This is a genomic window from Lysinibacillus sp. CTST325 (assembly GCF_054665055.1).
On sequence record NZ_BAAFHO010000001.1, the window covers coordinates 1,012,633 to 1,027,262 of the forward strand.

12 protein-coding genes, 1 pseudogene and 1 other annotated feature are annotated in these 14,630 nt (G+C 36.9%); of the genes and pseudogenes, 4 read left to right on the forward strand and 9 right to left on the reverse strand.

What is annotated here, in order from left to right:
- Positions 1-115: 115 nt before the first annotated feature.
- The 4 genes from pepF to spxA all read right to left on the reverse strand — a co-directional run bounded on the left by pepF (position 116) and on the right by spxA (position 4,779).
- On the reverse strand, positions 116-1,927 hold the full coding sequence (gene pepF / locus ACYQ73_RS05190; RefSeq protein ID WP_460011462.1) for an oligoendopeptidase F: 1,812 nt from the start codon (positions 1,925-1,927) through the stop codon (positions 116-118).
- Between the two features lie 48 nt (positions 1,928-1,975).
- The gene (locus tag ACYQ73_RS05195) at positions 1,976-3,097 is read right to left on the reverse strand and encodes a competence protein CoiA (protein ID WP_460011463.1); all 1,122 of its coding nucleotides are present in this window, start codon (positions 3,095-3,097) and stop codon (positions 1,976-1,978) included.
- A 182-nt stretch (positions 3,098-3,279) separates the two neighbouring features.
- The gene (mecA, locus tag ACYQ73_RS05200; protein ID WP_460011464.1) at positions 3,280-3,948 is read right to left on the reverse strand and encodes an adaptor protein MecA; all 669 of its coding nucleotides are present in this window, start codon (positions 3,946-3,948) and stop codon (positions 3,280-3,282) included.
- 435 nt (positions 3,949-4,383) lie between these two features.
- Positions 4,384-4,779, reverse strand: coding sequence for a transcriptional regulator SpxA (gene spxA, locus ACYQ73_RS05205; RefSeq protein WP_460011521.1), 396 nt, complete (start codon positions 4,777-4,779; stop codon positions 4,384-4,386).
- Positions 4,780-5,531: 752 nt separating this feature from the next.
- Positions 5,532-5,765, forward strand: a binding site (T-box leader).
- Between the two features lie 363 nt (positions 5,766-6,128).
- Here spxA and trpS point away from each other — a divergent pair.
- Complete coding sequence (gene trpS / locus ACYQ73_RS05210) at positions 6,129-7,118, forward strand: tryptophan--tRNA ligase (RefSeq protein WP_460011465.1); 990 nt, start codon at positions 6,129-6,131, stop codon at positions 7,116-7,118.
- Positions 7,119-7,188: 70 nt separating this feature from the next.
- Here trpS and ACYQ73_RS05215 read toward each other — a convergent pair whose 3' ends face one another.
- From ACYQ73_RS05215 to ACYQ73_RS05230, 4 genes are all read right to left on the reverse strand, one after another.
- Entirely contained in the window at positions 7,189-7,419 is a 231-nt protein-coding gene (locus ACYQ73_RS05215; RefSeq protein ID WP_460011466.1) for a hypothetical protein, read from the reverse strand.
- Positions 7,420-7,546: 127 nt separating this feature from the next.
- Positions 7,547-7,747 carry a hypothetical protein gene (locus tag ACYQ73_RS05220; RefSeq protein ID WP_460011467.1) on the reverse strand — a complete coding sequence of 67 codons (201 nt, stop codon included), beginning with the start codon at positions 7,745-7,747 and terminating at the stop codon, positions 7,547-7,549.
- Between the two features lie 84 nt (positions 7,748-7,831).
- Entirely contained in the window at positions 7,832-9,073 is a 1,242-nt protein-coding gene (fabF, locus tag ACYQ73_RS05225) for a beta-ketoacyl-ACP synthase II (protein WP_460011468.1), read from the reverse strand.
- Positions 9,074-9,104: 31 nt separating this feature from the next.
- Positions 9,105-10,043, reverse strand: coding sequence for a beta-ketoacyl-ACP synthase III (locus tag ACYQ73_RS05230; RefSeq protein WP_460011469.1), 939 nt, complete (start codon positions 10,041-10,043; stop codon positions 9,105-9,107).
- A gap of 884 nt (positions 10,044-10,927) precedes the next feature.
- On the opposite strand from ACYQ73_RS05230, the pseudogene ACYQ73_RS05235 reads away from it, so the two are divergent.
- The 3 genes and pseudogenes from ACYQ73_RS05235 to ACYQ73_RS05245 form a co-directional block, all read left to right on the forward strand.
- Positions 10,928-11,182 (forward strand): annotated as a pseudogene (locus ACYQ73_RS05235) (hypothetical protein); the annotation flags it as partial.
- A 186-nt stretch (positions 11,183-11,368) separates the two neighbouring features.
- Entirely contained in the window at positions 11,369-11,902 is a 534-nt protein-coding gene (locus tag ACYQ73_RS05240) for a hypothetical protein (protein WP_132358150.1), read from the forward strand.
- A gap of 314 nt (positions 11,903-12,216) precedes the next feature.
- Positions 12,217-12,411: a YjzD family protein gene (locus ACYQ73_RS05245; protein ID WP_132363953.1), complete on the forward strand. Its 195-nt coding sequence runs from the start codon at positions 12,217-12,219 to the stop codon at positions 12,409-12,411.
- A 48-nt stretch (positions 12,412-12,459) separates the two neighbouring features.
- On the opposite strand, the gene ACYQ73_RS05250 is transcribed toward ACYQ73_RS05245, so the two are convergent.
- Complete coding sequence (locus ACYQ73_RS05250) at positions 12,460-14,586, reverse strand: ATP-dependent Clp protease ATP-binding subunit (RefSeq protein WP_460011470.1); 2,127 nt, start codon at positions 14,584-14,586, stop codon at positions 12,460-12,462.
- Between the last annotated feature and the right edge of the window lie 44 nt (positions 14,587-14,630).

The following is a 14,630-nucleotide window of genomic DNA, read 5'->3' on the forward strand; positions in this document are numbered from 1 at the left end:
CAAGATACATACTTTTAAACATTTAGAAATCAAAAAAAATCATTATTCTTTAAATTTTTATTATTTAATTAATCATAGAAAAAAGGCTGTAGTGAAATACCTACAGCCTTCGAAATTAATTATTCAACAATAGTTTTTCTAACTCATTTAAACGTTCTTCAAATACTTTACATGCATCATCAATCGGTTTAGCAACGTTCATATCAACACCCGCTGCCTTTAATACCTCAATTGGGAAATCAGAGCAACCTGCTTTTAAGAAGTTATTAATATAACGTTCTACAGCTGGTGTACCCTCTTCTAAAATCTGTTTACTTAATGCCGTTGCAGCTGATTTACCTGTAGCATATTGATACACATAGTAATTATAGTAGAAGTGTGGAATACGAGCCCATTCTAAGCCGATTTCCTCATCTACAACAATATCCTCGCCGAAGTATTGTTTATTTAAATTATAGTAAACCTCTGTTAAACGCTCTGCTGTTAAAGATTCACCGTTTTTATCCATTTGGTGGATTAGGTGTTCAAATTCAGCAAACATTGTTTGTCTGAAAACAGTACTTCTGAAGCCATCTAACCAATGATTTAATAAATAAATTTTCTGTTGTGGATCTTCAATTGTTTTTAGTAAATAATCATTTAACAGTTCTTCATTACATGTCGAAGCTACTTCAGCCACGAAAATGGAATAATCACCATAAACAAACGGCTGATTTTTACGTGAATAATAACTGTGTACACTATGACCAAATTCATGAGCAAGTGTAAACAGATTATTAACATTATCTTGCCAGTTCATTAAAATGTATGGATTCGTTCCATAAGCACCTGAAGAGTACGCACCACTGCGTTTCCCTTTGTTTTCTAAGACATCCACCCAACGGTTATCAAGACCACTCTGAACAATGCCTTGATATTCCTCACCTAGAGGCGCTAAAGCCTTTACTAAAATATCCTTCGCTTCGTCGTAAGAGACTTTCATATCGACTTCCTTAACGAGTGGGGCAAATAAATCCCACATATGCAGCTCATCCACACCTAAAAGTTTCTTACGTAATGAAATATAGCGCTGCATAGCTGGTAAATGTTTATGGATTGTTTCTACTAATTGGTCATAAACACTTTCTGGAATGAAGTTGTTAGACATTGCTGCGTGGCGTGCAGAATCATAATTACGGATACGTGCGCTGACATTATGCTTTTTAACATTACCAGTTATTGTAGACGAAAACGTATTTTTAAAGTTACCGTAAGTTTCATACATTGCTTTAAAGGCATTTTCACGAACAGTGCGATCTTTACTTTCTAAAAACTTAATATAGTTACCGTGTGTTAGTTGCACTTCTTCTCCCTCTTCATTTTTCACTTTAGGGAAGACTATATCTGCGTTGTTTAACATACTAAATGTATTTGAAGCAGTACCTGTAACCTCAGACATTTGTGCAAGTAACGCTTCCTGTTCTGCTGGTAAAACGTGCGGACGTGCCATCGTTATTTCTTTTAAAGATTGCTTATACAGTTGTAAGTCTTTGTTTTCTGCTAAGTAATGTTCTATTGTTTCTTCACTCAATGATAAAATCTCAGGTGTTAAAAACGATAGAGCCGCTGAGATACTAGTCGCTAATGTTTGAATACGACTATTCATATCCTGATAGAAGCTATTTGTCGTATCTTGGTCATAACGCATATGAGCATACGTGTAAAGCTTCATTGTACGTTGGTAAATATCATCGTGATAAGTTAGAACTGCTAATAATGCATCTGCTCCATTTGTTAAAGTACCTGCATAGCTAGATGCCTTTTTGGCAATTTCTCCAACTTCTTTATACTCTTCTTCCCATAGTGCGTCAGTTGCAAATATATCCTCCAAGCGCCAAGTTAACTCTTCCGGAACTTCATTTCTTACTAAAATTTGATTACTAGCCATGTGCCAGCCCCCTTAATATGTTAGCTTTTCCTGTACTCTCATATTTTCTCAGTATATTGTGGCAATTGCAAATAAATGTGCGTACATTTGCTCACAAATATCCGAAAAAAAACTATTTTCTTCATAACTTTTCGCTAGCACCATTCCATAATTTTCGATTGCTTGTACTGCTTGATTTGTTACCTTTACATTTTGTTGGATTAAAAACGATCGAATAGTTCTCTCGTCTAGTTCATGCGGTTCTAATTGTAATCGACGACAAAAATAAAGGAAAATCGTTTGCCACTCAATAGAAAACATCGGTATCGCTTCTGCATCTTTTACCAGAACACCTACGTAATCAGGCATTGCAGTTAAAGTAAAGCCTAACTCATAACTACTTCGTAAAAATAGATCTTGTACCCCATTTTTACTATGTAATAAACGTTGGTATACGAATTGCTTACAATGCTTTTTATAAAGCTGCCAATAAAGATGAAATTCCTCTTTCGTAATTGGCTTAGGCTCATAAAATGGAAAATGTTGCTTGTTAATAGTTAGTTCCTGTACTTTACCTATAAAAGTATGCCCCTGAACATGAAGAAGATTCGTCCAATAAATAAATCTCGATGTGTTTGCATCAAAAGTCACCAAATAAGCCAAGCCTTGTGCTGTGACAATTATCATCTTTTGCATAATGGGGGAAATAGAAATTTTTTTAATACCTTGTGTAGAGTGTTTTTGAGGTGTTTGAAAAAGCCACAATGGCTGTATAGAATTTTTCTCATATCCAGATGTACGCAATAGCCACTTTTCATGTGAAATTGTACTGCATTGAAATTCAATAGCAATTTGCTTTTGCTCCTTTATTAAAAGCAAATCTGGTCGCTGTGAAAGTGTCTGTAAATAAGGCTCCAGCTTTACTGTATGCCCGAGTTTTCTCAGCCATTCAAATAATTGGGCTTTCCCTTGTAAATGAAGTTTTGATTCACCCTCTGCAAATAACTGCTCACAGCTATTATTAGCAATATGAGCGAAATGAGGGATATTATATTGGCCAATCTTTAATTGGACAGGCTGTTGGCATTGGGGACAATAAAATTTCATCTGCCTCCTATATCGTTGTAATGCTTCCCTTGAATACTGGTATGGGAGGAAAATCTGCTGAAGCTCATTATAGGCCATAAGCATAAAATCATCTCCTTTTTGACTAATAGTAAAGGAGTGTTTTTAAAGCAACAAATAAAGAACGGTTTTTTCTTGAAATTTAAAAATTGCTATCTTTTTAATTTTTAAATAAAAAGACTGTAAATAAACTTGATAATCACCAAGTTTGTTTACAGTCTAAGCCACTGAATCAAGTACTCATTACTTTAAATAAAATATTTTCGTACTGTCTCAAAGCAATTAAATTCCATTATTTTTTCGCCATATTCCTCTAAGCGATGGATTGTGAAATTTGATGGTATTAAAAATTCTTTGATAACAGCATTTCTATCGTGATGATTTAGTTCTTCATCTGCGCTCGCAAAGTCAACTACCAAATAGTACCAATTTTCATATTTAAATAATGAGGAATCCACTAATTCATCTGTTATGCGTTTCGCTACAGGGATTAACTCATCAATATCTTTAAATTTATAAACATAAATGTCTGTATCCATAAATAACTCTGACTCATCTAAATCACCAAACTGAGTTAGTTGACTGAGAAGATCCTCTCCAACGTCCTCGAATGGGGCAAACATTTCTTTATGATCGCCAAATTGCGAAGAACCATCTAAGGTTTCACCGTCTTTTAAAATATGTGCACGTGTGACAATGATTTCTAAGCCTACTTCAGACGCATTGATATGAATCCAAATAGGACCTTCTACATCAAAGTAATCCTCCGTGTTTACTTCATCAATCATATCCCAAAAAAGTTGTTCACCCTTTGCTCGATTGTACCAAATTTCTTCACGACTATAGCCGCGATCCTCTATATCATTGTACGTAATAAAGAGCTTGAGTGTATTTTCGTTTACACGTTCGATGTCCACTAGACCTCATCTCCCTTCACTGTCATTTGTCGAAAAACAGTTTTGTTTCATTAGTATGCTTTTATTCATTGTTTTTAACCTCATACTCCGTTTTTGTTTTTCAACCTTTGACCACACTACAGTAAAACCGTTGAGCAACCGAAATCAAAAAATAATTGTCCACAGTTGTCTCTAATTATATTGTATGCTGTTCTGTTATAAAATGAAAAGGATATACACCGTTTCACAGAAGATATTTGAATTATTGAAATTGTAGTAAACTATTAACTTTAAATCAAGTTTAACATACTTTACGGAAATATATGACTTTTCCCTACTATTTATTATACTTTATATAGAAGGTTTTACATAAGTAAAACATAAAAAAATAGATGTCACAATATGCTTATTGCATATGTAACATCTAATACTTATTCTATGCAGAATATGGAGATATTAGTTCACCATGCGCTGTGCTTCTTGCAATTGATACGCACGAACCTTCCTTGGTAGGAAACGACGAATTTCATCCTCATTGTAGCCAACTTGTAAACGTTTCTCATCTAAAATGATTGGTCGACGTAATAAACCTGGATACTCTTGAATTAACTCATATAAACGTTGTAAAGGTAAGCTTTCAACATCGACATCCAATTTCTGAAAAATCTTTGATCGCGTTGAAATTATTTCATCCGTACCATCCTCTGTCATACGCAAAATTTCTTTAATTTCACTAATGCTTAATGGCTCGGAAAATATATTACGTTCTGTATACGGGATTTCATGCTCCTCTAACCATGCTTTCGCTTTTCGGCAAGACGTACAACTTGGTGATGTAAATAAAGTTACTATCATACTGACACATCCTTTCCATTTAATCATTATCTATAAACCAGTGTGTTAAATTAGAATTAATGTAATGTAATCTACATACCATTATACAGTACTCTGTGATGTTTGAATATAGTTCCAATAAAAAAAGAATAACATTATGACATTAAATTTTCTGTCTATTTATATAACTTTCAAAGTGCAATTACTTCTCGGCATTTCTAATGGACTACTAATAATATTCCCATTCGTAGCGCATTTTAAACACTCATTTCTTAATTGTTTTTGTTCTCATTTAAAAAAATTAAACGAGAATATTGTCAGTTCAGTGTGTACAATATAGACGTATATTTACTAATTTTGGTTGCATTTTCAAACAAATAGTTTGTTACCATAACGTGTGGTTGATTTCCGTTCCTACTGGGCGCTATGTTGTCGCTTCGCTTTCGCACAGAAAACATTTATTGCTGCACGGAAATAAAAAAGCAGCAAAAGTAGCATATAATTTTTTTCCGATAATGAACACCGCCAAAAGTCTGACTTTACAGATTTTCCGAACGAGAAAGCCCATGTAGGGTGAAGCTCGTCTTTAGATACGGGATGAAAGCGAGGTCAGACAAGAGGTAGCTATGTCATCTTGTTCCTTAGGGGTGAGAGCTTCAAACACTTGCATTTCACCGAGCCTTTATAATATAATTTTTTGAAATCAATCAATTATGTCTTTGGTGAGTTCACCTCATCTATACAGATGGAAGACGGTTATTGAACTAAATAAAAAAACGCTGACGAAGAGTAGTACATATGCACTTTACACGTTTAGAGAGTCTGTGGTTGCTGCAAACAGATCGTGTAAGCATTTGGAATGGACTTCCGAGTTAGCTTTGTGAACGTCTTAGTTTCCTTACTGGAGTCTATTAGCAAAGCTCGTCCCTTCACGTTACGAAGTAAAGTGGCCGATTTAGGCAAGCTGGGTGGTACCGCGGATTCAAACATCATTCGTCCCTTCATTAGAAAACTAATGAGGACGCATGATGTTTTTTATTTTGGATTAATTATGCCTCGGCATAATTGCGTCCGGAATCGGCTTTGTACTTAGGCCTGCGTGATGCAGGTAAGTTAGCCATTATCGCATGGTTGCGATGTTTTTAGGCTAACATCCTTTATAAACTCCTTTCCGATTTCCGTGACATCCGCCGGAGGCTTAGGCCAACATGATGTTGGTCACTCAGTCGTTACCACAGGACGTGGCGTTCTTAGACTGAGTTCTTCTATTTCAGTGGAGTTTGTACACCCGCTGAAATAAGTTAATCAATGGATCAGGTCTTATGTAAAGACTATCTGAGGTAACAAAATTCTAGGAGGAAATGACAATGACAACTATTTTTTCAGGCGTACAGCCAACAGGTATTGTAACTCTAGGGAATTATTTAGGTGCGTTTAAGCAATTCCCTGCATTACAAGATGAAGGAGATGCAGTTTATTGTATCGTCGATCAGCATGCAATAACAGTGGCACAAGATCCAAAGGAATTACGTCAAAATATTCGCAACCTAGCAGCTACGTATATTGCTACTGGTATCGATCCTAAAAAATCTACATTATTTATTCAATCAGAAGTGCCAGCACATGCACAGGCAGGCTGGATGTTACAATGTGTCGCAGCAATTGGAGAACTTGAACGTATGACACAGTTCAAGGATAAATCTCACGGTAAGGAAAGCGTATCTGCCGCTCTACTAACATATCCACCATTAATGGCAGCAGACATCCTTTTGTATAATACAAACATTGTCCCTGTCGGTGATGATCAGAAGCAGCATATTGAGCTTACTCGTGATCTAGCAGAGCGCTTTAACAAACGTTATGGTGACGTTTTAACGATTCCTGAAATTCAATTACCAAAAGCAGGTGCTCGTATCAAATCACTACAAGAACCTACAAAGAAAATGAGTAAATCTGATCCAAATACAAAAGCGACAATCAAGCTTTTAGATTCAGCTAAAGATATTGAGAAAAAAATTAAGTCGGCTGTTACTGACTCTGATGGTATTGTGGCATTTGATGTAGAAAATAAACCTGGTGTTTCTAATTTACTAACAATCGAATCTGCTATTTCAGGCGTATCTATTGACGATCTGGTTAAAAAATACGAAGGCGTTGGCTATGGTGGTTTCAAACAAGGTGTTGCAGCAGCGGTTATTGATCACCTGACACCAATTCAAGAGAAGTTCTATAATTTAGTAGAATCATCAGAATTAGATATTATTTTAGATGCAGGTGCTGAAAAGGCAAATGCAATTGCAAGTGCTACATTAAAACGCATGGAAGAAGCAATGGGCCTTGGTCGTGCACGTCGCTAATAAGTCAACTTTATCAAAAAAACGAAGAGATGATTGTAAGAGCTTGGCCAAAAAGAGAGGAATTTAAGAGTCACATCTTATCCTTTTCATCTAGAGTTTTATCATAACCAAGATCAAGCACAACAGCGCATAACACAACGGCTGATCCAATGGCCATATAAAATGCTGATGTATGTGCCATGTACTTAAAAACTACTAGCCAGGAATATCCGAGTGTCCGATAATTCAAATACAAGATGAGATTCCCTACTGAGAGAATCAATAAGCCATAGCTCATTAAAAATAAAAAGAGTCGGAACAAGATAAGGGCATCCTTTCTATTTCTTCTTAATTATCATCTATTCACAAAACTATAAAAAAAGACGTCAGCCAAGTAAATTAGGCTGACGTTTTTTATGTTATTGAAAGACTAATCGAACAGAATAGACTTATAACAGTGAATTGATTGTCCATCTATTGTTACTACCGCTAAAGGCATTTTGCTGTAGAATGGTTGATTGGAGTGGAGACTGGGCGACTCCTTCGTGACCACCATCATGTTGGCTCGAGACCCTGCAGCGAAGCGGATGTTTTTTGTGCGAAAGCGAAGCGTCAGCAACAACGAAGCACCCAGTCGGAACGCAAATCAACTACTCGTTTTGCAGAAGAGCCTTGGTTAAATACTAAAAATCAGTGGAAGTTGAAGAACCCCTACTGATTAAAGTTATACTTTATTATTCCTCGATTTTTTTGAATAGTAGACTAGCGTTGTGTCCACCAAACCCAAGTGAGTTACTCATAGCATATTTAATCTCTGCTTTTCGAGCTTCATTCGGTACATAATCTAAATCACAATCTGGATCTGGATCTGTTAAATTAATTGTCGGTGGTAAAATGCCTTCTTTAAGTGCTAGCGCTGTGAAAATAGCTTCAACACCACCAGCTGCACCTAATAAGTGACCTGTCATTGATTTTGTAGAACTCATTGCAAGCTTATAAGCATGTTCACCAAAAACTGTTTTTACTGCCTGTGTTTCAAATAAATCATTATAAGGTGTACTTGTTCCATGTGCGTTAATATAGTCTACTTGTGAAGCTTCTACGCCGCCATCAGTTAAAGCTTGCATCATCGCACGAGAAGCACCTTCTCCTTCTGGAGCTGGAGCTGTAATATGATGCGCATCCCCTGTTGCACCATAGCCAAGAACTTCTGCGTAGATTTTTGCACCGCGTGCTTTTGCGTGCTCATACTCTTCCAAAATAACAATACCCGCACCTTCACCGATAATGAAACCATCGCGATTTTTATCGAATGGACGGCAAGCAGTTTCTGGATCTGTATTTAAAGATAGTGCAGTATTTGCGCAGAAGCCTGCTACTGCCATCGTAACGATTGGCGATTCTGCACCACCAGAAATCATTACATCTGCGTCGCCACGTTCAATTACTTTAAAAGCATCCCCAATGGAGTTTGTACCTGAAGCACAAGCAGTTACTGAACAAGAGTTAATGCCCTTTGCCCCAAAGTGAATCGATACTTGGCCTGAAGCCATATCCGGAATCATCATTGGAATGAAGAATGGACTTACACGTCTTGCTCCACGCTCTTGGAATGTTAAAAATTGTTGTTCGTATGTTTCCATACCACCGATTCCAGAGCCAATCCAGACACCTGCTCGTGGTGCTAGTTCTTCATCGATTGTTAATTGTGCATCTTCCATCGCCATGATAGACGCTGCTAAAGCATACTGTGTAAAGCGATCCATTTTACGAGCTTCTTTACGTTCAATATACTTTTCAATATTGAAGTCTTTCACTTCAGCGGCAATTTTTGCTGCGAAAAGATCTTTATTTAAACGTGTTAATTCACCAACGCCAGATTTTCCTGCTTTAATGTTAGTCCATGTTTCTTCGATGCTATTTCCTAGTGGTGTAACTGCGCCAATTCCTGTAATTACTACTCGTCGTTTACTCATTGTCTTACTCCCCTCAAGCATTTTTCGTTTTTTATTTTCCCCATCTAATTGTAACGGCACCCCATGTTAAGCCACCGCCAAATCCAACAAGTACTAATAAATCATCATCTTTAATCTTACCTGCCTCAAGCTCATCTACCAAGGAAATACCAATAGATGCTGCCGACGTATTCCCATATTTGTGGATCGTTTTTGACATTTTTTCCGGTGGTAGCTCTAGACGCTCCCGCGCTGATTCCATAATTCGAATATTTGCCTGATGCGGCACTAAAAAATCTACGTCTTCTTTTGTTAAACCTGCTTTTTCTAAAACGTTCATTGCAGATTCACCCATTTGACGAACGGCAAATTTAAATACTTCACGTCCATTCATAGCGATTGTATCCTGCTGTGTTAAATACAAATTCTTTCCACCTGTACCGTCAGCACCAAGCTCAAATGATAAAATACCTCTACCTTCTGATACTGGACCAACAACTGCTGCACTTGCACCGTCACCAAATAACACAGCGGTATTACGGTCTTCCCAATCAAGTACTTTCGACAGTTTTTCAACACCTACTACTAAGACATATTTATAAGCATTTGATTCTACAAATTGCTTTGCTGTCACTAAACTATATATAAATCCTGCACATGCAGCCGCTTGGTCCATCGCAGCTGCATTGACTGCTCCAATTTGCTCCTGAACCATACATGCTACACTTGGAAAGTTTTGATCTTGTGTTACTGTTGCTACAAGTATTAAGCCTATTTCCTCTGGTGTAATACCTGCTTTTGCAATAGCCTCTTTTGCTGCAGCTACTGCTAAATCTGAAGTTTCTTGGTCATCTGCGGCAAAATGGCGTTCTTCAATCCCTGTACGAGTACGAATCCATTCATCCGAAGTGTCCATAATTTTTTCTAAATCAAAATTTGTAACGACTTTCTCCGGAACATATTTGCCAATTCCTATAATACCAGCGTTCATTTAGCAACCCCTCTGCTTTCTTACTATCAATTATTAGTAACTGGTCATAATTATAACTCATAATGAAGGAGAGGTGCAAGATGAATTAAATTTAACGTTCCTCATTACCATAACGTGGGGTTGATTTCCGTTCCGACTTGGGGCGTCCGATACGCAAAGCCTCCACTCCAATCAACTTATATACATGGCATACGATTTAACAAATGTCATCTTCAATTTTTAGAGCTAATGCAAGAAAAGCATTTTTTTTGAAAAGTGAGGCTGAAAAATTTAATAATGGCGGTTAATGAAAAAAAGCTGCAAATAAATCTGCAGCTTTAGCCTAACAATTGTTAACATATATATTATCAACAACGTAAAAGTCGATATCGTAAAAAGATGAAAGGTGGCTCTCGCATGAATCTGCGTACGTCCAATCTATTCTCTAATAGGTCGTTAAGGATCCTATTCTCTTTGGAACACTTAATGCTCTGAAGAAATCGCTTGATGGGTCGCAGTACAGAAGGTTTCAAACGACGTGTTCTACATTTCTTTTTGTTAGGTTTGCTACCGTAGTTGTGTCAACGTAATGGCTGACGCTTTAATCGTCTGGTGTTGCGGTGGTGTTTTCGGTTCAATAAACAACGTTGAGTAATACGCATCCGCAATGGTAATTAAGTAAATCACAAAAAGTAATTGTTTCATTCAATGGTTCAAAAATTCATTTCTCCCTTTTTTCAGTTCTATCAATTCGAATGGTCTAGTTATAATACGAATGGTATGTAAAAAAGTTTCAAATTAAACATGACCAATGCACGGATACCGCTACCAATTATAAAAAATTTGCAGCAGCAAAAAATCTTAAACACGAAACAGTTAATCTTAATCAAAATCAACGAGTAAAAAAAGGGATATTCCATATACAACACGTTAATAACTTCCATCGCCGTTTGAAAGGATGGATGGAACGATTTCAGGGCGTTGGTACGTATTATTTGGATAGTTACCTTTACTGGTATCGTTGGCTTGAGTTACATAAAAACTTGGCATTTGAAAATCGGGTAGAGCAAATGCTTATTTCAACTTGTCAAAAATCTAACTATTTCACAATTGAAGCAATAAGAAAAGGCAAAGAGCACCATTTATCAGATGCTTTTTAAGCGGATTCAGTGGTTTACTGTTATTCAATTAGCGAAGCAAAAAGAGGTTTTCTCTGAATTAATATGGTTAAATTGATAAATGATGGAATTTTTTTTATTGTTTCTCCTTATAATATAATATACGCTATATAAGCGTGTGTTTTTATACTACTAGATTTTTTGTAAGTAAAAGTGTGGGGTGGTTAATTGAATTTTATTACTTGGTCAATTATTGCAGCAGAAATTGGTTTTTGGATTGTTATAATACTCGGTCTAACTTTACGTTATGTATATAACTTCAAAAAAATGGGATCGTTCTTTTTACTTCTAACACCCGTGATTGATTTGTTTCTGTTAATCGTAACTGCTATAGATCTATTAAAGGGTGGAAATGCAACTACGTCTCATGCAATTGCCGCTATCTATTTAGGTGTGTCGATTGCTTTTGGCAAGAGTATCGTTCGTTGGGCTGATGAAAGGTTCTTATACTACATAAAAAAAGAGGGAACAAAACCTGAAAAAAAGACTGGTTTCGCATATGCTCGTAATTCTTTGAAAGGGTCTTTTCAGCATTTATTTGCATATATCATCGGAGCAGGATTTTTATTAATATTGATATACCTAGTAAATGATGCGGACCGTAGCTCTAAACTTTTTGAAACACTAAAAGTATGGTCTTTAGTACTGGGAATTGATTTTATCATATCTATTTCATATTTCATTTGGCCACGAGGAAAATAGTTATTTTACATAGAAGTAAGTGAAATATTTTAAAAATATTGAATGTTTTTTCTTCAACTAACCAAAGCTTTCGTTAAATTTTCGATTCACGAAATATCAAACCGAAAAGACAGATTTATCCTACACATTTTGTAGATTAAATCTGTCTTTTAGTTTTAACAGCAACAATCTTTGAGAAAACAGCCTACATGAAAGAACAAAAGTAAGATTATCGTTGTGAAAAATTCGCCATGTTTCACAGAAAAGGTTCTTTTTTTTTCGATTTATGTTATGATATGATAATGATATAAAAAAGTTCGGTTGAGGTGAAATTAATGCAATATATCGTAACATTCATATGGTCATTCCTACTAGTTTCAATGTTAAACTACGTAGTAAGCTCTGTACTTGGTGTAGATTTTGATTTCCAAACTGCTGTTGTCACATCAGTTGTATTTACAATTCTTGTTTTCATCATCGGTGCAGTTATTCCAAACGAGTCAACTCCAGAAGCTGCAGACAATCATTAATTCAACTAGAAAAAACCTGTTTCGCTCAATGCGGAACAGGTTTTTTTGTTATTTTTCAACGATGCATTGGCCATCATGCATTCTAATGTGCAATGTTTCTCCTGGTAATACTTCACCTCGAAGCAATTCCTTTGCAACCGCAGTTTCAATATAACGTTGCACGAAGCGTTTTAGTGGTCTAGCGCCAAACTGAGCATCTGCTCCTTGTTCTACAACCCAGTCAATTACATTTTGTTCTACTTGTAAAGTAATTTCTTGCTCTGCAACTCGTTTGACAAGCTGTTCGACATATTTCCAAGCAATCGCTGTGAAGTGCTCATCCGATAGCGCATGGAACATAATGATATCATCCATACGATTTAACAGCTCTGGTTTAAAGTGTTGACGCAGTGCAGCCATCACTAAATCCTCCACTGCTACATCGTCTTCTTTTGCTTCCATTAAATAGCTTGAGCCAATATTAGAAGTTAAAATAACCACTGTGTTCGTAAAGTTGACTATACGACCTTGGCTATCCGTAATGCGTCCATCATCTAAAATTTGCAGTAAAATATTTGCAACATCAGGGTGAGCTTTTTCAATTTCATCTAACAATACAACTGAATATGGATTTCGGCGAACAGCTTCTGTTAATTGTCCACCTTCCTCATAGCCAATATAGCCTGGAGGTGCCCCTACAAGACGTGATACACTATGCTTCTCCATATACTCACTCATATCAATGCGAATAAAATGATCCTCAGAATCAAACAGCTGTGCCGCTAGTGCCTTGGCAAGCTCTGTTTTACCAACACCTGTTGGCCCTAGGAATAAAAAGCTACCAATTGGTCGATGCGGGTCTTTAATACCAGCTCGAGCACGCCATACTGCTTCTGTAACAAGTTGTACAGCATTATCTTGTCCGACTACACGCTCATGCAATGTATCTTTCAAGCGCAATAATTTCTCACGCTCACCTTCTACTAATTTCGTCACTGGTATCCCTGTCCAGCGTGAAACAATAGATGCGATTTCATCAGCTGTTACCTCTTCACGTAAAATACGTGATTCCGTACCATTCTCTAATTGTTTTTCCATCTCTTGAATTTCCTTTTCAAGCGTAGGAATTTTCCCATGACGTAGTTCGGCTGCTTTATTTAAATCATATTTACTTTCTGCTTCATCTAAGTCACGACGGTATTTATCTAGTTTTTCACGTTTTTTCTGAATGCCATGTAACGCTTCTTTTTCGGTTTCCCATTGTTTAAGCATGCCCTCAGAAGATTCTTTCAGCTTTGTTAATTCCTCACTGAGTTGCTCTAGACGCTTTTTACTTGCCTCGTCCTTTTCTTTACGTAATGCTTGTTCCTCAATTTCAAGCTGCATAATACGGCGTTTTACTGCATCCAATTCCTGTGGCATGGAATCAATTTCTGTTCGAATCATCGCACATGCTTCATCGATTAAATCGATAGCCTTATCTGGCAGGAAACGCTCTGTAATATAGCGATCTGAAAGCTCTGCTGCCGCTACAATCGCACGGTCATGAATGCGTACCGCATGATGTAACTCAAAGCGCTCTTTCAAGCCGCGTAAAATGGAAACTGTATCTTCAATAGAGGGCTCACGTACAAGCACTTGTTGGAAACGACGCTCTAAAGCAGGATCTTTTTCAATATACATACGGTATTCATCTAATGTTGTAGCTCCGATACAATGTAGCTCACCTCGTGCAAGCATTGGCTTTAGCATATTCCCAGCGTCCATCGCACCATCCGTTTTACCTGCACCAACAATCGTATGAATTTCATCTATAAATAAAATGATGCGCCCCTCTGAGTCTTTTACCTCTTTTAAAACACTCTTTAAGCGCTCTTCAAATTGTCCACGATAACTAGCACCTGCTATTAAGGCACTCATATCTAACTCATACAGTATGCAATCCTTTAACCCCTCAGGCACATCGCCCTTTACGATACGTTGGGCTAACCCTTCAACAATAGCTGTTTTACCAACCCCCGGCTCACCTATTAAGACAGGATTATTTTTTGTTTTACGTGTTAAAATACGAATAACATTCCGAATTTCTTCATCACGGCCGATTACCGGGTCCATTTTACCGTTTTTTACTTCTTCAATTAAATTACGTCCAAATTGTTCTAATGGTTTTTTGTCATTAGTTTGTTGAAATTGCATATTTAGCACTCCTTTTCAATAATGTTAAGCGGAATCCCGTTTGC